This window comes from Pseudoalteromonas thalassia (assembly GCF_049257215.1).
Classification (GTDB): domain Bacteria; phylum Pseudomonadota; class Gammaproteobacteria; order Enterobacterales; family Alteromonadaceae; genus Pseudoalteromonas; species Pseudoalteromonas lipolytica_C.
The window spans coordinates 232,356-251,889 of the sequence record NZ_JBMMUE010000003.1 but is presented as its reverse complement, the minus strand read 5'-3'; the positions used below and the strand labels follow the sequence as shown (position 1 = coordinate 251,889).

The 19,534-nt window shown below is 39.9% G+C and carries 18 protein-coding genes; 13 read left to right on the top strand and 5 right to left on the bottom strand.

Features of this window, described 5'->3' with window-relative positions; genetic code table 11:
- Positions 1-32: 32 nt before the first annotated feature.
- The 6 genes from AAEU31_RS05700 (at position 33) to AAEU31_RS05675 (ending at position 4,750) form a co-directional block, all read left to right on the top strand.
- The gene (locus AAEU31_RS05700; protein ID WP_135926861.1) at positions 33-524 is read left to right on the top strand and encodes a DUF6795 domain-containing protein; all 492 of its coding nucleotides are present in this window, start codon (positions 33-35) and stop codon (positions 522-524) included.
- 21 nt (positions 525-545) lie between these two features.
- Positions 546-1,694 carry a lipase family protein gene (locus tag AAEU31_RS05695; protein ID WP_421966725.1) on the top strand — a complete coding sequence of 383 codons (1,149 nt, stop codon included), beginning with the start codon at positions 546-548 and terminating at the stop codon, positions 1,692-1,694.
- A 132-nt stretch (positions 1,695-1,826) separates the two neighbouring features.
- On the top strand, positions 1,827-2,093 hold the full coding sequence (locus AAEU31_RS05690; RefSeq protein ID WP_135926863.1) for a hypothetical protein: 267 nt from the start codon (positions 1,827-1,829) through the stop codon (positions 2,091-2,093).
- Positions 2,094-2,138: 45 nt separating this feature from the next.
- Positions 2,139-2,897 (top strand): hypothetical protein, encoded by a 759-nt coding sequence (locus tag AAEU31_RS05685; RefSeq protein ID WP_421966724.1) that lies wholly within the window; start codon positions 2,139-2,141, stop codon positions 2,895-2,897.
- 140 nt (positions 2,898-3,037) lie between these two features.
- Positions 3,038-3,553, top strand: a complete 516-nt coding sequence (locus tag AAEU31_RS05680) for a DUF6795 domain-containing protein (protein WP_421966723.1) — start codon at positions 3,038-3,040, stop codon at positions 3,551-3,553.
- 30 nt (positions 3,554-3,583) lie between these two features.
- Positions 3,584-4,750 (top strand): lipase family protein, encoded by a 1,167-nt coding sequence (locus AAEU31_RS05675; protein WP_105181749.1) that lies wholly within the window; start codon positions 3,584-3,586, stop codon positions 4,748-4,750.
- A gap of 45 nt (positions 4,751-4,795) precedes the next feature.
- Here AAEU31_RS05675 and AAEU31_RS05670 read toward each other — a convergent pair whose 3' ends face one another.
- Entirely contained in the window at positions 4,796-5,395 is a 600-nt protein-coding gene (locus AAEU31_RS05670) for a hypothetical protein (protein ID WP_421966722.1), read from the bottom strand.
- Between the two features lie 58 nt (positions 5,396-5,453).
- Positions 5,454-5,909 carry a redox-sensitive transcriptional activator SoxR gene (gene soxR, locus AAEU31_RS05665; RefSeq protein ID WP_421966721.1) on the bottom strand — a complete coding sequence of 152 codons (456 nt, stop codon included), beginning with the start codon at positions 5,907-5,909 and terminating at the stop codon, positions 5,454-5,456.
- Between the two features lie 76 nt (positions 5,910-5,985).
- Between soxR and AAEU31_RS05660 the strand changes: the two genes are divergently transcribed.
- Genes AAEU31_RS05660 through AAEU31_RS05650 form a run of 3 tightly spaced genes read left to right on the top strand, consistent with a single transcriptional unit; the run spans position 5,986 to position 7,645 of the window.
- Positions 5,986-6,450 (top strand): flavodoxin family protein, encoded by a 465-nt coding sequence (locus AAEU31_RS05660; RefSeq protein ID WP_421966720.1) that lies wholly within the window; start codon positions 5,986-5,988, stop codon positions 6,448-6,450.
- A gap of 47 nt (positions 6,451-6,497) precedes the next feature.
- Positions 6,498-7,022, top strand: coding sequence for a DsrE family protein (locus AAEU31_RS05655; protein WP_063701337.1), 525 nt, complete (start codon positions 6,498-6,500; stop codon positions 7,020-7,022).
- Complete coding sequence (locus AAEU31_RS05650; protein ID WP_421966719.1) at positions 7,022-7,645, top strand: GDSL-type esterase/lipase family protein; 624 nt, start codon at positions 7,022-7,024, stop codon at positions 7,643-7,645. Before AAEU31_RS05655 ends, AAEU31_RS05650 begins: the two co-directional genes overlap by 1 nt.
- 53 nt (positions 7,646-7,698) lie before the next feature.
- Here the strand turns inward: AAEU31_RS05650 and AAEU31_RS05645 are convergent, their stop codons facing one another.
- Positions 7,699-9,957, bottom strand: a complete 2,259-nt coding sequence (locus AAEU31_RS05645) for a TonB-dependent receptor (RefSeq protein ID WP_421966781.1) — start codon at positions 9,955-9,957, stop codon at positions 7,699-7,701.
- A gap of 270 nt (positions 9,958-10,227) precedes the next feature.
- Here AAEU31_RS05645 and AAEU31_RS05640 point away from each other — a divergent pair, with 270 nt between their 5' ends.
- From AAEU31_RS05640 to AAEU31_RS05625, 4 genes are all read left to right on the top strand, one after another.
- Positions 10,228-11,235, top strand: a complete 1,008-nt coding sequence (locus AAEU31_RS05640) for a LacI family DNA-binding transcriptional regulator (protein ID WP_135926868.1) — start codon at positions 10,228-10,230, stop codon at positions 11,233-11,235.
- A gap of 101 nt (positions 11,236-11,336) precedes the next feature.
- Positions 11,337-12,590 (top strand): MFS transporter, encoded by a 1,254-nt coding sequence (locus AAEU31_RS05635; RefSeq protein WP_421966718.1) that lies wholly within the window; start codon positions 11,337-11,339, stop codon positions 12,588-12,590.
- A 9-nt stretch (positions 12,591-12,599) separates the two neighbouring features.
- Entirely contained in the window at positions 12,600-14,108 is a 1,509-nt protein-coding gene (locus AAEU31_RS05630) for a trehalase family glycosidase (protein WP_421966717.1), read from the top strand.
- A gap of 288 nt (positions 14,109-14,396) precedes the next feature.
- On the top strand, positions 14,397-15,614 hold the full coding sequence (locus AAEU31_RS05625; protein WP_421966716.1) for a sugar efflux transporter: 1,218 nt from the start codon (positions 14,397-14,399) through the stop codon (positions 15,612-15,614).
- Positions 15,615-15,662: 48 nt separating this feature from the next.
- Here the strand turns inward: AAEU31_RS05625 and AAEU31_RS05620 are convergent, their stop codons facing one another.
- Together AAEU31_RS05620 and AAEU31_RS05615 are read right to left on the bottom strand one after the other, a co-directional pair.
- Positions 15,663-18,065, bottom strand: a complete 2,403-nt coding sequence (locus AAEU31_RS05620) for a TonB-dependent siderophore receptor (protein WP_421966715.1) — start codon at positions 18,063-18,065, stop codon at positions 15,663-15,665.
- 152 nt (positions 18,066-18,217) lie between these two features.
- The gene (locus AAEU31_RS05615) at positions 18,218-19,438 is read right to left on the bottom strand and encodes an MFS transporter (RefSeq protein WP_135926872.1); all 1,221 of its coding nucleotides are present in this window, start codon (positions 19,436-19,438) and stop codon (positions 18,218-18,220) included.
- Positions 19,439-19,534 lie beyond the last annotated feature (96 nt).

The window sequence follows — 19,534 nt, the reverse complement described above, 5'->3', positions numbered from 1 at the left end:
TTCTGTCATAAGTTAAAGGGAGATTTAAGTGTATGTTTGGCTTAATAAAAAAATACGATGTTCATATGTGCTCTGAGGTTAAGGGTTGTATTTTGAATCATGGAGAGCCGGTAAATGGAGCAAGAATACGTCGTGAGTTAACTTATGCTCACTCAGTTGTTGAAGTTGATGAAACGGTAACAGATGCTAATGGCCATTTTTCAATGCCCGAAATATTAATAACGTCAAAAAAGCCTGGAGATATGTTTGTTCACGATGTTGTATTACAACGCATTACAATTTTAAGTAATGAAGAAACGTATGTTTTATGGAACACAAAACAACTTGGTATTGAACCATTCAAAGAGATAGAAGAAAAATTACTTACCCTGAATGGTGATTTAAGTTCACAAGAAGTGCGATTCACTTTTCCCAATAAGAAAAACCCGAGTTTGGAATTCGATGGGTTAAGTATTTGCAGGTGGGAAAATGATTTTGAAGTTTTTGAACTTGAGGATGATGGAACACAATTTTTTAGTAGTTAACTTTTCTAATTAAGGATGAATATGAAAACGTTGAGCCCAACATTGGCAGTTAACCTTGCCGAATTTGCTTATGAAAGTCTTACAGGTAAGTTAGATGTACCTATAGTTCTGGCAAAGCAGTTTCTTTTTAACAGTAAGTCATCACTAAAAGGGGTTACTGGAACCTGTTTGGAGCATGTTTTAAATCATAGTAGTGGCTTTGGGTATATTGGTGAAGGAAGAAACGGTGGTATTTATGAAAATGAAATTGTCATCACTTTCCGTGGTACTGCAGGCATTGCTGACACACTAACAGATTTACATTGCGGAATGACGGTGGGGCCAAACTATAAAGCCGTACATGCAGGTTTTAATCGTACTTTTGAATCTATTAAACCACAATTATCAAAAATACTCAGTAAATTAGGTAGCAGACCAGTTCATTGTGTCGGTCATAGTTTAGGCGGAGCAATTGCAACATTGGCTGCTAATTGGATTAAGGCGCAATTTAAGGTGCCGGTAAAGTTATACACATTTGGTGCTCCTAGAGTCGGCTGCAACCCATTTGCGATTCAAACTGAAACAAATTTAAATGGTATTTACCGTGCAGTACACAGGAGTGATCCTGTCCCTATGGTACCTGTTTGGCCATTTGTACATGCTGGGAGCGAGTATAGGCTTAGTACTTGTGTTTCTTTAACGGGGGCTGCTCACAAAATGGCAGGGAATGCACCAGGTTATATTAATACCGCATCTCGTTACCCAGACTATAAAAGTATGGAAAGAGGCTCATTATCTAATTTGACGATGACACGTTTAAAGTATGTTAATCGCCATCATGCATCATTTAATGCTCACTGGGCAGATAAAATCACGAGCGCACTATTAACGCTCTTACGAGAGAGTGGCAAAATAACAAGCATATTAGCGCAAGGTGTCGTTGCTGGTACCTTAACTATATATGATGCTTTAGCACGTAGTTTGGTTGAAATATCAAAAATGTCCTCGAAATATGCAGAAGATTGCAAAGGGGTGCTAGGCCATATACTTAACTTTGTTGGTAAGCCAGGCGTTACTTTGGTTGATATTACTTATGCCAAAGCGAAGAAAATACTTTATTGGATGCTAGAAAAACTCAATCAGTTAGTAATAGCAGCAGTAAAAGTATCGCCTTATATTGGAATTAGTTAAACAAGGTCATACTGTATGAAGCCCATATACGGTAATTTAGAACTCATGGGCTTTATTCACCTATTTTAAATCAAGAAGTTTAATCTCACAGCAAGGAGCTATAAACGCAGTTAAATGCGCTATAGAAACAGTATGGAACAACAACATCAACAAACACTCACTCAACTAGTTAACGATGTTTATAACAAACCGGACTTAATCGAAGAACATCAGGTTCTTATTCAACCCTTATTAAAAGACTTGCTAGCCAGTGCGCCAGCGGGCTTTGAGGGGATGGCTACGATGATCCATAGTCATTTAGTTAATGGCCTAAAATCCACCAATCCAAACATTCAAAAGTTTGAACTTGAGTCAGGACTTTTAAAGCTTAAGCCTTATTTTCAAAGAATTAATCAGTAATCTACAAAAGCCCGAGTTTAGGTAAACAAAGTACAAGGATGGTTTATGTCATTAATGAATGCGTGCATTTTAATGCTGCTGTTACAGCCATTGTTTATTTACTTTGCGTTATTTGCAAAAGAAGTTGATCTTAATGAAGACTCGCAAGATTCGACTGTCATGCTATTTAACTTTGGTCTTTTGGGTATCACACCTAGTGTTGCTTATTTTTACATGGAGCAGTTTTGGTTCGCAGTTGGGATGTTAAGTGGCGTCACACTATTAGGTTTAACACTCGCTAAAACTTTAGAGTCAAAGGGCAAAAGGCCATTGGATATCATCCTAACTTTGCGTTTTGTGACGTCGTGGCTGCTTATTTTTGGCGTTATATATTGGTTAATTTCATTATTTACAGGCTCACCAGAAGTTCAGACAACAATTGCTGATACTGATCAGTTAGTTGAGCCATTTTATCAGCTATTTTGGCCTTCATTTTACTATTTAGGTTTAATGGTTTTTACATTTTTACTTAAAGTACTCGAGTTTCGCTTTCAGTTAAAGCCAGCATTATCAGGTACTTTCTTGATACTTGCGGCTGCGTTAATAGGTATATCTCCACTCGTTGATGGCAGTTTTATTCTTGGCTTGTTTATAAATATAGCCATATTTTTTATTTTCTGCTCAATGTGTATAGCAATTGATAAACTAAATGATCCCTCTGGCGGCGCTATTGCTTTCTTCTATGCATATGTATTATCAATGGGAATAGGATTAGCTATTATCGTGAAAATTATATATGCAGTGTTTTTTAGTACTGAAGTCTGATTTTTTAACCTTGCAAGTAGGTTTATTTATCAGTTATTATTTGTACCTGTTTTGTGTTTTTATTCTGCGTGAATTAATAATGTATAAATCAGCATAATAAGGTTTTTGTTGCCATAAATTGCATTGCAAGGAGGCTTGGTGTGTTTTCATCAAGGATTAGTCATTTAGCTATATTAATTGCTACGTTATTTGTTTTATTTACTACAACACAGGTATTTGCGAATATGTTTGGTTTCTTTAATAAAAGTGATTTTATTTTGTCTGCTCCTGTAAAAGGACAGTTATTTGATGGTGGAAAACCTGTTGCAAATACCAAAGTGATGCGTTCACTTACTTACGGTGATGAATATATTGATGAAACAGTAACAGATGAGCAAGGTTATTTTACGTTTTCAGAAAAAACAATTAAAACCAGTAAGCCAGCTAACATGTTCGATAATGACTCATTGGTACAGCACATTTATTTAGAGAATGGCACGCCAGAGGGAATAGTATTGTGGTATACACTTGTGTCACTTCATGAAAACAGTAAAACCCTCAAACGATTACTTGCTGATTTAAAATGCGATATCTCTAAAGAGCCAGAAACATACGATATTCCTATCGAAGAAGATACAAGCCATACTTTTGCGATTTATACATCATGTAAACTTTAACCTAACACGACTCATACAAAGGGAACTTATATGAATACCTTGACGCCTACTCAAGCGGTGCAACTCGCTGAGCTTGCTTATAAAGCAAAAAGTATTAAAACAACAAATTTACTTAATCACTCATTGCATGCATCTTTGCGAAATAATTTTAATTTCTCAATTAACCCAAGTGCTGTACAAGGTGTGTCGGGTGGGTTTTTCTCTCATCTATTTGGTTTAAGCACAGGCTTTGGTTTAGTTGCACACGGAAAAAATGAGTTTCAAGGTGATTCTGTTATCACCATTCGTGGCACAGCCTCTTTAAGAGATGGTTTAACAGACGCAAACTTCGGTTTAAGTGGTGGTTCAAACGGTAGTATGGTCCATGCGGGTTTTAATAAAACGTTTTACACAATGAAGCCGGGCTTGCAAGAGTTTGTAACAGCAAATATACGAGACAAAGTAACAGGATGCGTACATTTAGTTGGCCATAGCTTAGGTGGTGCACTTGCAACGTTAGCGGCAGATTGGATCAAAGCTGAATATTCGTTACCTGTAAAGCTGTATACATTTGGCTCTCCTCGTGTTGGTCTAGATAACTTCTCAAGAGCCGCAACAGGCAGAATCGATAAGATTTATCGTTGTACTCATGGTGCCGATCCTGTCACTAAAGTGCCGTTATGGCCATTTTCTCATGCTCCATATCAGGGCCAAGAAATTCGTTTAGACAGCGGGCAAGGTTTAAAAGGTGCTGCCCACAAACTCAGTGGTACACCTGGCTACATCAATACCGCAAATAGTAATGATTGGGGCAACCTGACAATTCGTGCGAATCATTATCTAAATACACCTGTGCGTTTAAATTTTGAAGATCGTAATCAAGCATCATTCAATTCACATTGGGCAGATAAATTAGGTGCGGCGCTTGTTACCTTATTAAAAGACGCTGGTTATTACAGTGCTGTCGCTGCACAAGCAGCGATTGGAACAGGCCTGACATTTTACGATATGCTTGCTCGAACTTTAGATAAAATTGCGAAAGCATCAGCATCATTTGCTGCACAAACACTGGGCCTCATTGGTCATATGTTGGTTTTTGCTGGTAAAGTTGTTAGCAAAGCCGTAGAACTAACATACAGTGTTATTAAGTGGGCTTTTGACTCGACTCTTGGTGCTCTTTATCGCGCCGCAAAAGACGGCTTAAATGGCTTAGATTAATAACAAAGTGGGCATGCTGAATAGCATGCCCACTTCTTATCATTTTTAGTTTTCTTTTAATGAGCTTATTTGTATTCCATTCTTATTCAGCTCATTTTGTAGCTTTAATGCACTGCTTTTTAAGTTTGGTAGCGTCTTGTTATTTATGCTATCGACCTCTTCATTTAACAGCTCTGAAGCATGTTTAGCCGACATTTTTCTACTGATTGCTGAATCAACAATAAATTGACTTTTGCTATAAAAACGACGAATTTCAGTTAAGAACTCACTGGGCGTTTCTAAAGTCGTGGGGGAATATTGCATGGTTTGCCAAATATACTTTTCGATTGTTGGCTTGTTATATTCAAGTTCAGATTTAGGCGGGCTTTTTGCTAGTAAGTTAGCAAATTTTTTGAGATGTTCAGCATTATCTTTAACTTCATCATATAGAGAGGTTCTAAGATAATAATTATCTTCCATTTTACTGAATGAGTCGAATTTTAAAGCTTGCTCTAAACCACTTTGGGCTGCAAGATAAACCCCAAAAATAGTTGAAAAAACGAGGAATAATTGGTTTAGCCAAAAGCCAGTACTTTTTAGCTCTTTATTATCAACGGTTTTAAATGCGGTGGTTATCTTTGGGGTATTTTTATTTCCTATATCCATTATTAAATTCCTTTTATTATTTTTACTTAGTATTTCACAGCTGTTTGATTTATAAACTTTAATCTCTTTCTAAAAGCACAGCGCCGCTGTGCTCTTCACCTAAATAGTCGTCTTTGTTGTAGATAGGGCATTTTGCCATTGATAAACAGCCGCAGCCAATACAACCGTTAACGCGCTCGCGCAATCGCTGCATGTATTGAATTCGTTCATCTAATTGCGTTTGCCAAACTTTAGAAAGGGCTGCCCAATCTTGTTTAGTGGGTGTCCGTTGCTCGGGTAGGGTGCTTAACGTTTGTTTAATGTCTTCAAGAGTTATGCCCATGGTTTGCGCAGCTTTTATAACGGCAATTCGGCGCAATACATCGGGTTTATAGCGGCGCTGGTTGCCGTTATTACGCCAGCTGCGAATAAGCCCTTTCGACTCATAAAAATGCAAGGTCGAAACTTTTACGCCACTGCGTTTTGCCACAAGGCCAACCGCTAGGTTTGCATCAATAAGTTTCTTATCTGACATAATTTTCTCCAAGGTGTTGACCTAAAGTTAGCTTGAGGTTTTACGCTGCGCACATCATAAAAAAGGAGTGATAGTCATGCAACAAAAACCAATAACAAATACGGTAATTATTTATTCAAGTGCGCGAAAAAAGGGTAATACGAGTTTACAAGTTAATGATTATAAAGCGCAGTATGGTGGCGATGTGGTATGCCTAGATGATTATGTTATCTCGCCTTATTGCTACGATAAGCAATATAAAAATGATGATTTTTATGCGGTATTCGAAGCGCTGTTAAATTATCAACACTGGGTACTGGCATCGCCAGTGTATTGGTATAACACCACACCGCAGTTTAAAGCATTTTTAGACCGGATCACTGATTATATGGATGATGAAACGCTAAGACCAAAACTGAGAACACTGCGTGAAAAGCAGTTTTCATTGCTGTCAAATGCAGGTTCTGCACACGCACCTAACGCGTTTATCGAGATGTTTAAAAGCACCTTCAATTACTTAGGAATGACCTTTAAAGCGCATCAACATATTGATGCTAGTTAAACGCGTCTAAACAAGGTAGGCTAAAGTAAAAAACAACAGGAACTTTCATGAAATCAACACTATTAGGTTTATCTTTAGCCTTATTATCTTCGTTTAGTTATGCAGAGCAAGCTGAGCCTGCTATCAAAGGTTTTGGTTTTTATTATGATGTGCCAAATCATGCGCCAATCTCTGATCAAACGGTGTTCAAAGTGGCATTTGATGTAGCTGATGCGGCAGAAAAAGGGGCGCAGAATAACAAAATGAACTCATTAGCACGGTTCATTAATATGCATATAGCCCATGGTGTGAAGCCTGAGAACATTCAACTTGCTTTAGTTGTGCATGGTGGCGCAAGTGTTGATGTACTGGAAAACAGTTTTTATAAACAGCGCTTTGACAGTGACAATAAAAATCAGCAATTGATCTCACAATTGTTGGCACATAATACCGTTGTGTATGTGTGTGGGCAGTCTGCAACGCACATGAAGGTAAAGCAGCAACAGCTTATTCCTGGTGTGCAAATGGCGTTATCGGCAATGACCGCGCATGCACAGCTGCAACAGCAAGGTTACACACTTAATCCATTCTAATGAATATCTTATGTTTTGGTGACTCAAACACTTATGGTATTTCGCCCGTCGATGGTAAGCGCTTTGCTGCTGATGAGCGCTGGCCTAGTTTACTTGGTATTAAATTAGGTGCCGGTTATCAAGTTATTGAAGCTGGCCAGCCTAATCGCACGCTGGTGAACGACCCGCCTTTCAGTGGCGATAAACTGGGTATTAAGTACTTAGAGCCTTTTCTAGCGGCTTACCATTTAGATGTGATTATTATTCAGCTCGGCACTAATGATTTAAAGCGCCGTTTTGCGCTGTCGGTTGCTGATATTGCCAAGGCACTAGAAGCTTTCATATCAGACATAAAGAAATATTATCTACATCGAGACTTACCCAAAATTATAATACTAAGCGCTCCTAGGGTTTATGAAGTTGGCGCATATCAATCTATTTATGCGGGAGCGGCTGCAAAGTCTAATGAGCTAGTTAAGGCTTTTTCTGAACTGTGTGTGAAACAGCAAACTCTGTTCCTGGATATCACAGCAATAGCTCCGCCTTGCCAGCAAGAAGGTATACATTTAACCCTTGAATCGCATCGAGCTATTGCAGAGCATTTGCTAGAGTTACTAATAAATGAAAAAAGCCACAGGTTTTAACAACTCAGTGGCTTGGGTATTGATTTTACAATCAAGGGATTAGGGAGTTATTTTTAAAACTCGTAGCTAATACTTAAGCGTGTAGTACGCGGCATAATGTAACGACCATTCGGTGCATCAGCATTACGAGGGTCACCTTCTGTTATGCCTTGTTCGTCAGTTAAGTTATCAACCGCTAACTGCACTTTAATACCTTCCATAGGTTCAACAATTAAACCTATGTCTACTTTTTCGTAACCTTCTAAAACAACAGTGTTTTCGTTGTCACCCCAACGATCATCAACCGCTGAGATTGTGCCGTATAAGGTTGCATACATGTCGCTTACTTCAAAGTCATAGCTTGGTGTTACACGTACTTGCCATTTTGGCTGACGTTGGCTTTCGTTACCTTCATTGCCTGGGCTTTCTGTGATTTCAGTTTCTTGAAGTGTTGAGTTTAAGTTAACTGAGAAACCAGATTCATGGTTGTAGTTATAATCAAGCTCAATACCGTATGCTTCGTTGGTTAAGATTTCAGCCGGTACACCCGGGCGACGCACAAAGGTGTCACCTTTTACTTCGTTAGTGAAGAATGTTGCGTAAAAGTCGGTGCTGTCTGTTAATAATTTATAACCAAACTCGGCTTGTGTTACCTCTTTAATTAGCTTTTCGCCACCTTCATATGCACTAAAGTTATCGCGGAAGTCGTCGAAGTAAGGCATTTTATAACCGCGGTTTACGCGAGCAAATACGCCCATGTCATCGGTAATTGAATAGTTAATACCTGTTGTCCACGATGTTTTGCTTTCGTCATATTGAACAGACTTAGTGATCACACCGTCAAGACCTTCATCAACTGAGTATTCCACTTCGTGGTTTTCAAAACGAATACCTGCATCAAGCGTAAAGTCATCGTTGAATTTATATCGAGCTGTTGTGTAAAACGCATTGGTGCGTGCATCACCTGTTGAATTGATATCGTAGTTAAAGCCACAACCATCATAGCTTTCATTACACTCAATACCAGTCAGTAGTTCGCCGCCAGCTTCAAGTACGTGATATGCTGTGTTGCCTAAGCTCCACCAGTCATTTGCTGATGTGCTTGCTGTATAGTAACCAAATGCCAGTGATAAGTTATCAAGCTTTTTAGCAAATGCTAAATCATTGGTGAATGCGCTGATCTCTTTTAATACTACCCAACGGCCAAGTTGTTGCACCGCCGTGTCTGCGCCGTATTCTGTTCCAGTTACTGCACCTGTTGCTGTTACACCGTTTTCAGCTACTGCACCAACAGTTGTCGCTGAGCCTGCCGGTACTAAGCCGTATGTGTTAGCATCACCCTTGGTGAAGTTAAAGCGATCTGTAAAGCTCCAGCCGTTATCAAATTCAAGTTTGATACTACCGCCAGAAACATGACCTTTCCAACCACGGCCTTCACCTAAGTCGATTTGTCGTTCGTCATTATTTGGGCCTGTGTAAATAGTTGCTTGGCGATTTAAAGTACCTAGTTGCGTGTACTCAGCATCAATACCGTCAACATTCAGTGGTGTTGGTAAGTACCAAGCACCGTGGTCATCTGTTTGACGGGTGTATAAATTAATGGTGCCGTTTTCTAACTCTTTAGTGATATTAATTGTGAACTGGCTGCCTTTTTCTGATGTGAAACCAGCATCACGAATACCTGGTGAGCTTTTAACATAACCACCCACCATAAAGTATAGATCATCAGAAATCTCACCACTTACCACAGCATCAAGTCGCTGCAAGTCATAATCTGAGGTCGTGTATTTGAAAACACCTTCGGTGTATTCACCACCACGCTTTAAGCGGAAATTCGTTGTTAAACCAGGCTGGCCGTTTGATACAACAGGGTTTGGACCACCACGCAGTGCTTCCATTGTTTCAATGGTTTCATCTAAACGGAATAACGACGAGTTTTCTAAAAATGATAAAGTTGGTGCAGGGTAAATTGGTGAGCCTTCAAGACTCAATGTTAAAAATGGCGCATCGCCACCACCGGGAAAACCACGCACAAACACGTTTGCGCCAGATTCACCACCTGAACTTTCTACCCACACACCTGGTACGGCTTTAAACAAGTCAGCTGTACTTTTTGGCGATAGTTTAACAATTTGATCGGCATCAATGTTTGTCACGGCGTAACCAGCGTCGATTTTACGAACACCGATACCGGCAGGTGTGCCCGATACGACAATTCGTTCTACTTTTTCATTTGCTGATTTTTGCGGCTGCTCTTCGGCCATTGCAGTTTGGCCGCTGATTGCTAGCAGGATTGCAGAGGCTAATGCACTGCGAGTATATGTTGTTGTCATCATTGTGTGTTCCCATTTCCTTTTGTGTGTAAAGCAAGTTATTGAAACGATTTTTGCAATTGTTAATGCCTTGCTTTTTTAAACCATAAAGATCAATGCAAACGTTTGCAAATGGTTTTTATAACTTTTTGTTGTAAATTTGAACACAGGATTAGAGTATGAAATGCGTGCTACTGAAAAAATATTATCTGCTGAAACGCAGCGGTTTAGTTAAAATGATGTTATATTGCTGGCACATATTCTAAGGACAGCACCCAGTGTTTTAGCATTATGAATGAAAAAAAATTGAAGCTCGCTGATCTGGCTAAATTAGCAGGGGTTTCGACATCAACTGTGTCTCGCGCCCTGAATGATAACCCATTGATTAAAAAGGAAACAAGGGTAAAACTTCAACGCTTAGCCAAACAGCATAATTTTAGTTTAAACACTGCTGCAAGTCGTTTACGAACACAAAAAACCAATGTTGTTGCCGTGATAATTAACCTAGATGGGGACACCGAGCAGTCTATAAATGACCCTTTTCTACTTAAAGTTGTTGGCGAAATTAATCTTGCATTGAATAAATTTGGCTTAGAATTACTGCTTTCAAACTCATTTATGGCGAGCGACGATTGGGCCAACTACTTCATAAATAGTCGTCGTGCTGACGGTCTTATAGTAGTTGGGCAGGGTAAGAATCAAGCAAATATCGAAGCTGCAGCAGATGCTGGTGTGCCCCTAGTGGTTTGGGGAGATCCTAAATCGCCCAGCAATTACCCTATTGTAGGGAGCGATAATTATTTAGGTGGTCGGCTTGCTACTGAGCATTTATTGAATAAAGGAGCCAAGAATATTTTGTTTTTAGGCGATCCTGGGCATGCCGAAATAGGTGAGCGCCACCGAGGTTATTTAGATGCGATAGCGAGTGCGAAAGCCACACCTCATGTGGTTTCTATTGATATTACAAGCGGCGCTTCTTACAAAAGTATAAATAAACTCTTGGTTGAAAAAGGCCTATATTTTGACGGTATTATGGCATGTAGCGATATGGTGGCACTTGGCGCTATGAAAGCGTTAAAAGAGCGTTATATTAGTATTCCAAATGATGTCGCTTTAGTCGGTTTTGACGATATCGCAATGGCAGATATCAGCCATCCTTCCTTATCAAGTATTAAACAGAATACGCAGCGTGCCTCAGTTATTCTTGTGGAAAAATTAATAGCGCAGTTTTCGGGGCAAACAACTACCTCTCAAGTTGTTGATATTGAATTAATTTGTAGACAATCCAGTCAGCGTTGATTTGGGCTGTTGTTAAATATTTGTTTAAATGCGTTTGCAAACGTTTGCATTTGCTTGATTGCTAAACTAGACTAAATAAAAATAATCTTAGGTTTGAGTGAATGAATCCGATCAGAATAACAGTCGCATTGGCGTGCAGCTATTTTGTATTTGCTATTATGCTAAACAGTGTCGGTACTGTTATTTTGCAAGCAATAAATAGTTTAGGTGTGACTAAGACAGACGCATCTGTTTTAGAGGGTTTTAAAGACTTAAGCATAGCAATTGTTTCATTCTTAGTTGCGTCGTTTATTCCTCGGGTTGGTTATAAAATCGCGATGTTGGCTGCCTTAGTTTTTGTCGCTGTTATGTGTTTAGTTGTACCAACAATTGCACAGTTCTGGGTACTAAAGGCACTGTTTGCAGCAATTGGTTGTAGCTTTGCAGTGATGAAAATTTCTGTTTATTCAGTGATTGGCCAGGTAACAGACAGTGCTAATAAGCACTCAGCGTTGCTAAACACCATTGAAGGGGTGTTTATGCTAGGTGTGTTAGCAGGCTATTGGATCTTTGCTTTATTTATCGATCCAAATGATGTGCAGAGCACTCATTGGTTAAATGTATATTATTTGCTTGCCTTGATTGTTGCCGTAGCCTTTTTAGCTGTTTTTACAGCACCAATTAAATCACCTGAATTAAAGGGCTCGAACTACTCACAAATTCACGCGTTTATTGACATGCTAAGGCTTGCGTATAAACCGTTGGTGTTAATTTTTATTATCAGTGCCTTTCTTTATGTATTAATCGAACAGGGAGTAGGTACTTGGTTACCTACTTTTAATAATCAAGTTTTAATGCTCCCCGTTGATGTAAGTATTCAGCTAGCAAGTATATTTGCTGCGGCGCTTGCGCTAGGTCGCTTGGTTGCTGGTCAATTACTACGCTATCTAAATTGGTTTAGTATATTAATCAGTTGCTTAATATCTATGGCTGTACTGGTTTTACTTGTATTACCTATGACGCACATCGTTGATGGTAGCCAAGTAAAAACAATATTTGATGTACCACTTGCGGCATTCATGTTACCCCTGATTGGCTTTTTTATGGCACCGATTTATCCGGTACTTAATTCAGTTATGTTGAGTTCGTTAGCTAAGTATCAGCACGCAGCAATGACCGGACTGATAGTTGTTTTTTCTGCTCTTGGAGGGACTACTGGCTCAATTATTACAGGGTTGGTATTTGATAAATTTAGTGGCCAACATGCCTTTTATTTAACTTTGGTACCTATTGCATTGTTATTGGTGAGTGTTTCAGTGTTCAAGAAACACACGTTAAAACCTCTTTCTCATACAACTTCTTCAGCTGAACAATAAAGGGTATTTATGAGCTTTCTTGATAGTCAATTATTTAAAGATGTGCAGTTAGAAGAGGTGTTTGCCGATTCTAAGATGTTTGCTGATGCCATTCCTAATTTGTCTTGGCAAAGTGCTTGTGAATTATATGTGCTCGTTGGGCCTTTGAGAGGCGAGGAGCTTCGTGAGTTTGTAATGACTCATTTTATGTTTGCCGACCAAACAATCCCAACAGCTAAGATAGATACTTCTTCAGTACAACAGTATATTGCTGATTTATGGCCTCACTTACACCGAAGTGCAGATACAGACTTATCAAGCTCATTGTTACCGTTGTTTTATGACTATATTGTGCCTGGTGGACGATTTCAGGAAATATATTATTGGGACAGTTATTTTACCGCATTAGGCCTTGAGGATATTGGTGATCTTGCAACAATAGAAGCAATGGTAAACAACTTTATTGACCTGCAAAATCGCAATGGTTGCATACCAAATGGTAATCGAATTTATTACAGTAGTCGTTCACAACCACCTGTATTAGCACTCATGCTTACTATGCTTTGGAAAGCTAAGTATCAGCATCAGGATGATTTAACTTGGCTTGCAAGTGCTATTGAAGCTTTAGAGTCTGAGTATCAATTTTGGATGCAAGATTGTAGCGAATTATCAACGCAAACACCTTTAATAAAGCGAGTTGTTAGAATGCCTGATGGCGCAATTTTAAACCGTTATTGGGATAGCTCTACAACTCCTCGACCTGAATCATTAAAAGAAGATTTACACGATGCTGAAGGTCTCGATGAGGTACAAAAGTTAAGTTATTTTCAACATATACGAGCGGCATGCGAGTCAGGATGGGACTTCAGTAGTCGCTGGCTTGTAGATCATCATGATTTAAAAACGATTGAAACCACCAATATCGTCCCAGTTGACCTAAACTGTTTGCTTTATAACCTTGAAAGAACACTTGGAGACTTTTATAGACTGCTGGGTAAGGATCAAAAATGTCATTCCATAGAAGAATTAGCCGCTCTTCGTTTGCAAGCAATTGACCAATATTGTTGGCATAGTGAGGCTGGGGTATATCGAGATTTTAATATTCGTTTAAATCAGCAAAGTGAGGTTGATTCATTGGCAACAGCGGTGCCGTTGTTTGTTGGCGCAGCGTCTGCTAGGCAAGCCGAACAGGTAAAACAAAAGCTGATGTCAGAGTTTTTAAAACCGGGTGGATTAGTAACAACTTTATGTAGCACTTCACAACAATGGGATAGCCCTAATGGCTGGGCTCCTCTGCAGTGGTTTGCTGTAAAAGGGCTCTTTGATTATGGTTATGTTAGTGAAGCGCAGGCAATTATGAAAAATTGGTTGAGCATGATTGAAATGCGTTTTACTGAAGATAAGTGCTTATTAGAAAAATATAACGTTTGTGATTTAGTTAGTCGAGCCGGTGGCGGTGAATATACTGTGCAACAAGGGTTTGGCTGGACAAACGGGGTGACATCTCGCTTTTATAAATTACTAAATAGCACGCTTTAAAGGTATTGGTTTATCACTTCAAGCAATTCTCGCAGCTGTAAGTATATTGCACGAGTTCAAGCTGTTCTCTTAAGTTGTTACAGTCATAGTTACAGCTTAAGGGATAACCCTATTGGCAAGTAATTGTTTGTTCTTAACAGTTAATTGTCTCTTCTTAAAAGCATAGCTTCATTATGCGAAACTCCTTCTCTATTATTTGTATTACAAAATGAAAATTACAGCAAAGCTGTGTATAATCTGCGCCTTTTAATTTGTTTATTAAATTGTCGTTTTGATGTGGGGTTGTTGGTGAAAGCATTGCTTAAACAGCATGGTGTAATTTTTATTCTTCTAAGCATGCTAACGGGATTAATGGGGGCATTCGTTAACCCTTTGATGAGTTTATTCATCATAGAAGGGCTACAGACACCACCCGTTTATTTGGGTGTTTATATGGTAGCAGTAACTATTACGGGGTTAATTATTAGTCAGTGGCTGGGTGGTATGGCTGATAAAGGAACTAGTGCACGTAAGTTATTTATGGTGGCTGTATCAGGTATGGTTTGTGCGTTAGTGACCTTTGCTAATGCCACTGCATTTTGGCAAGTGTTACTTGCGGGCGTGTTATTTCTAGCTATGGGAAATGCAGCAATTCCGCAAGTGATGACCGTGGCAAGGCAATGGGCAGGGCGTCAACAGAACATCGACATCACCAGTTTTAATTCACGTTTACGTGCCGCTATTTCTTTTGCTTGGGTGGGCGGCCCGCCGCTTGGCTATTTGTTAGCCACGGGAGGCGAGTTTAGCCGCTCGTTTTACTTTGCTGCAGCGTGTGCATTGGTTGCGCTTATCTTTGCATTTAAGTTCATTCCTGACTATAGCGCTAAAAAGTCACAATATAGCTCAGAGCCAGCAGCCGCTGCGAGTTTATCATTTTGGTTGATGGGCTTAGCTATTATGCTTGGCTCAACGGGCAATATTATGTATTCATCGGCACTGCCGCTCTATAGCATTACTGAACTAGGATTTGCTGAGCATACGCCAGGGCTATTTATGGGTGTTGTGGCACTGTTAGAAATTCCTATCATGCTGTATGGGGCAAAGCTTGCTAAAAGATACAGTAAGGTTTCGATGCTTGTAGTCGCATTTTGTTGCGCCATTGTATTTTATTTAGGGGTGTTTTTTGCCACGCAGGTATGGCATTTAATCGCGCTGCAAGTTTTAAATGGCCTGTTTTACGGTATTTTTGCGGGCATTGGTTTAACCGTATTACAAGATCAGCTTCCAGAGCGTATAGGGTTTACTTCGGCGTTTTACACGAACGCGATTAAATTAGGGGTTATGTGTGGGGCAGGGGCAACAGGAGTTATTGCACAGTTTCACAGCTTTAGATTTGCAAGCCTAGGTTCAATGCTTGCTGCAAGTTTAGCTTTAGGCTGCTTAATACTGTTTAGTTATGTCAAAAGAAAAGAGCAACAACCTAGTCTTATACAAAGCCCTTTTGTTGCTGTTAGTAAGAACACATAAAACGCAAAAAGCCCAGTAAATACTGGGCTAAAAGAGGGAGGAGAGGTATTAATAAAAAGAATATTTTAAAGTAAGCGACGTTGTACGGCCGTTAATAGTACGGGCGCGAATAATGTCGTTATCTGGTACAGAGCCTTCTTCTGCTTCTGTGATACCTACGGTGTCGAACAGGTTGTTCACGTTAAGCGATAGGCTTAAGTTTTCAGACAGGTTGTAACTTACAAAGCCATTCACTTGTGTATAGCCATCAAATTTAAGATCGTTACTGTCTTGTGCGTAAGCATCCGTTGTACCAATAAAGCTCAGGCCAGCAGCACCTTTGTCAAAGTTGTAAGTTGCCATTAATGAGTAGATTAGGTCAGCTTGACGACGTGGTGTATTACCAACTAACTCTGGCGATAACGCATCTTTAGCAATTTCTGCATCTGTCCAAGTAAAGTTACCACGGAAGTCCCAATCACCAACGTAGTACGTTGATTCAACCTCAATACCTTTTGCTTCATATTCACGGTCAAAGAATTTTTGTGATGTTGCTTCAAAGTTTTGCTCTTCAGTTTCTGCGTAGAATGCTGTTGCAAATACTGATAGTGAATCAAAACGTTTTTTCACACCGAACTCATATTGATTTACTTCATCAATTGCATCGGCTTCGGCAACTGAACCGTCAGCTTCTACTTTACCGAATAGTAAGCGGTCTGCATTTGCGCGGCCACCTTTACTTAAGCGGGCAAATGTCGCAAAACTTGGGTCAATTTGGTAGTTCGCACCAATTGAGTATGAGCTGTAGTGCCAGTCGTAGTTAACGATGCTTGGATTTGCGTTATCAATACCAACAACATTTTGCTCTGGAATTGAGATGGTACCGTCGCCGTTCATATCAATCGTAGATGTAACTGCACCTGCGTAGTTGCCACGTGCTTCGCCTGAATCATAGCGAGCACTTGCATCAATGCTTAAATCGCCAAACTTAGTGGCTAAGTTAATGTAAGGTGCGCGTGTTTCGTATTCTGTGTCGTAGTTACGTTGACAGCAGTTACCCCAGTATGGAGTACCATAAGCGTACAAGCCATTATCAGAGTAGCTATCGCCATTAGCAGCGGTAACATCAAGTAATGCTGCGTTGTCGCCTTTTAGCTCCATAACGTACGAGTTCCAAAGCCAAGACATATCAATTGATTGGCTTGATGCAAAGTAACCAAAAGTAACACTAGTGTCATCAGAGAACGACTTAGTTAACTTAAGATCATTAACAATTGAACCCATGTCATTTAGCGTTACATCGAATGTGTGAATACGCATTGCTAAATCGTCATCGCCGTAAGCTTCGCCTGCTGAGCCACCATTTGCATAAACAAGTGATGCACCATCACCAGCAATGCTAGAGGCAATAGAGCTTGCAGATGCAACTTCAGCTGGAATAAGAGAAATAAAGTTACCGCTCACTGACGATGTTCTAAAGCGGTTTTCGATACGCCAGTCGTTTTCTAAATCAAATGCCGCTTCAAAACCGACTGAGGTAACAACCGGATTCATACCGTCGGTCATATCGCCAGTACTAATTTGGTTATCGCCATTTAAACGCAGAGTTTGTGTGAAAAGTGCTGAATGCGGCGTATCTGATTGCGAATCAAAGCCTGGGATTGAATCGCCATCTGAGTACATTGGCATAGGTAGGTAACCTACGCTTTTATCATCAAGGTGTTTAAAGTAAACACGAACATAACCGGCATCAAATTCTTTAGTCAGGTTTGCCTTAATTTGACCACCTTTATTTGATGTATAACCGGTTTCACGTGGGCCTTCACCTTGGCGAACAAAGCCACCAATGTGGTAGCGCACACTGTCGTTTAAATACGTACCATATTCAAATTCAGTACGAATAGAGTCATAATCAAGGCCAACCGTGGTTGATACGCTACCTGACTCGTTCTCACCCGTTTTTGAAATAAAGTTGATGATACCGCCTGGTGCGTCACTTGCTGCTGTCGAAGCTGAGCCACCACGGATTGATTCAACACTTTGTACTGTTGAATCTAAACGCATGAAGATATCTGCATTACCAAAGGCAATATCGCCAAACTGCATAACAGGTAAGCCATCTTCTTGTAGTTGCAAGAACTTAGCACCACCCGATGCAACCGGTAAACCACGTACTGCGATATTCGCGTTACCTTCACCACCTGTTGATTCTGAACGAACACCCGGGATTGTTCTGAATGCTTCTGCTGTAGAGCGTGGTGTTGATACTTCAATTTCTGCTAATGTAACACTGCTAACCGATGAACTTGATGCCATAATCGTTGTACGGCGCGGTACACCTGTTACAACGATTGTTTCAAGGCCGCTTTTTTTAGCCTCTGCTGGTTGTGCTTGCTCTTCGGCGTGTAAGTTTTGGCTTACTGCTAGCGCAAGCGCGCTTAATGTGTAAAGGGCATGTTTGTGTGTTGTCATAATGTGCCTCGTGTCAATCCCAGATGGTTTGTTGTCTAAATTGTTATCTTAATCGATTAAGTAAAGATAACAATAATTTTACACAGTGCAAGTCTTTTTAGCGAAAAACTTGCACAATTTATGTTCGATAATTGATTTTTAACGATTTTTATTTAGTGGCTTAATGCACTGTGCTGCGCTAAAGCTTGCTCAGCAGGGTTGCGTAAGTAGTTATATAGCATGGCTAAAAACAGTAAACATGCGAAACCTGTTGCGAGATAAAACCCATAACGAATGTGGCCAAAGAAATCACTGATCATACCCATAAGAAGTGGGGCTGCAGCTGCAGATAATGCAGTGAAAAACAGGATGACCCCAGCTACCGCACCGTGCTGCTGAACGGCAAAGCAAGAAATACCTTTCGAGTTTAAGGTTGGGTAAATCATTGACATAAACAGACCTGACAAGGGTAATAAGAATATTGCCCAATCAACACCACCAAATATTAAGCCTAAATAACATAGTGCGATCCCTAAGCTTAAATACAGCATCGCCGCTTGCCAGCTTAAGTGGTTTAAAAGCCATACCGCTAAGAAACGTCCCGCAGCGCGTAAAATAAAAAATAAGGTCAATGCGTAGGTTGCCAGTAATTGCCATGGGCCAGTGTAATCGCCAAGTAGAGTAGGCATCCACACATAAATAGCCACTTCGGTTGCTACATAAAGGGCAATCGCTAAAGAAAAACCAAGTGCGTAAGGGTTTTTCATCATGCTCATAGTAGTGGCAAGGGAGGCAGGTTTTGCGTGTTCTTCTTGCTTTTTAGGTTTAGGGTAATCTGCACGCCAAGCTATAATGGTTAAAATTAAGCATAAAACCCCTGCAATAACATATAGGTAAGTCCAGCTAACTTTTTGCGTAATTAAAAAGCTCACTAAAGCAGGGCCTACGATAGCACCGATACCAAAAAAGCCTTCGACTAAATTCATGGTTTTTGTGTGCTCTAAATTGTTTTTAGAGATATCACCTAACAATGCTAAAGCACCTGTTTTGAATAAACCAATAGCAAGGCCAATACAGCTAAGTAGCACTACAAATATGCTAAAGCTGCTGCTTATCGCGAATAAAAAACAACTAATCGTAAATAAACCCAGGCCCAACATTATCGTTTGTTTACGGCCAAAACTGTCGGCAAGAAATCCTAAAAATAGGCCACTAAAAGCAATCAGTGCCATTGGGGCATAATGGAATGCACTAGCTTGTGTCATGCTGAGGTCAAATTCTTTTATTAACTCAGGAATGATCATACCAACCGCATCAGAGGTCATGGCAAACATAAAAAACATCATGTATGTCAACCATCTAATCATTTGCAAAGGATCGTGTGTTCTATTCATTGTTGTATCCTCATGTGAAGGCTTACACCTTTACTATGTATCTTAGTGTATAAAAGTTGTAAAAACTGCTTGAATAATTTGCTGTCGTGGTTAAAG

Bases quoted from the DNA above. Each gene is read 5' to 3' on its own strand.
- AAEU31_RS05700 (WP_135926861.1), top strand. From the start codon at position 33: ATGTTTGGCTTAATAAAAAAATACGATGTTCATATGTGCTCTGAGGTT.
- AAEU31_RS05695 (WP_421966725.1), top strand. From the start codon at position 546: ATGAAAACGTTGAGCCCAACATTGGCAGTTAACCTTGCCGAATTTGCT.
- AAEU31_RS05690 (WP_135926863.1), top strand. From the start codon at position 1,827: ATGGAACAACAACATCAACAAACACTCACTCAACTAGTTAACGATGTT.
- AAEU31_RS05685 (WP_421966724.1), top strand. From the start codon at position 2,139: ATGTCATTAATGAATGCGTGCATTTTAATGCTGCTGTTACAGCCATTG.
- AAEU31_RS05675 (WP_105181749.1), top strand. From the start codon at position 3,584: ATGAATACCTTGACGCCTACTCAAGCGGTGCAACTCGCTGAGCTTGCT.
- AAEU31_RS05670 (WP_421966722.1), bottom strand. From the start codon at position 5,395: ATGGATATAGGAAATAAAAATACCCCAAAGATAACCACCGCATTTAAA.
- soxR (WP_421966721.1), bottom strand. From the start codon at position 5,909: ATGTCAGATAAGAAACTTATTGATGCAAACCTAGCGGTTGGCCTTGTG.
- AAEU31_RS05660 (WP_421966720.1), top strand. From the start codon at position 5,986: ATGCAACAAAAACCAATAACAAATACGGTAATTATTTATTCAAGTGCG.
- AAEU31_RS05655 (WP_063701337.1), top strand. From the start codon at position 6,498: ATGAAATCAACACTATTAGGTTTATCTTTAGCCTTATTATCTTCGTTT.
- AAEU31_RS05650 (WP_421966719.1), top strand. From the start codon at position 7,022: ATGAATATCTTATGTTTTGGTGACTCAAACACTTATGGTATTTCGCCC.
- AAEU31_RS05645 (WP_421966781.1), bottom strand. From the start codon at position 9,957: ATGACAACAACATATACTCGCAGTGCATTAGCCTCTGCAATCCTGCTA.
- AAEU31_RS05640 (WP_135926868.1), top strand. From the start codon at position 10,228: ATGAATGAAAAAAAATTGAAGCTCGCTGATCTGGCTAAATTAGCAGGG.
- AAEU31_RS05635 (WP_421966718.1), top strand. From the start codon at position 11,337: ATGAATCCGATCAGAATAACAGTCGCATTGGCGTGCAGCTATTTTGTA.
- AAEU31_RS05630 (WP_421966717.1), top strand. From the start codon at position 12,600: ATGAGCTTTCTTGATAGTCAATTATTTAAAGATGTGCAGTTAGAAGAG.
- AAEU31_RS05620 (WP_421966715.1), bottom strand. From the start codon at position 18,065: ATGACAACACACAAACATGCCCTTTACACATTAAGCGCGCTTGCGCTA.
- AAEU31_RS05615 (WP_135926872.1), bottom strand. From the start codon at position 19,438: ATGAATAGAACACACGATCCTTTGCAAATGATTAGATGGTTGACATAC.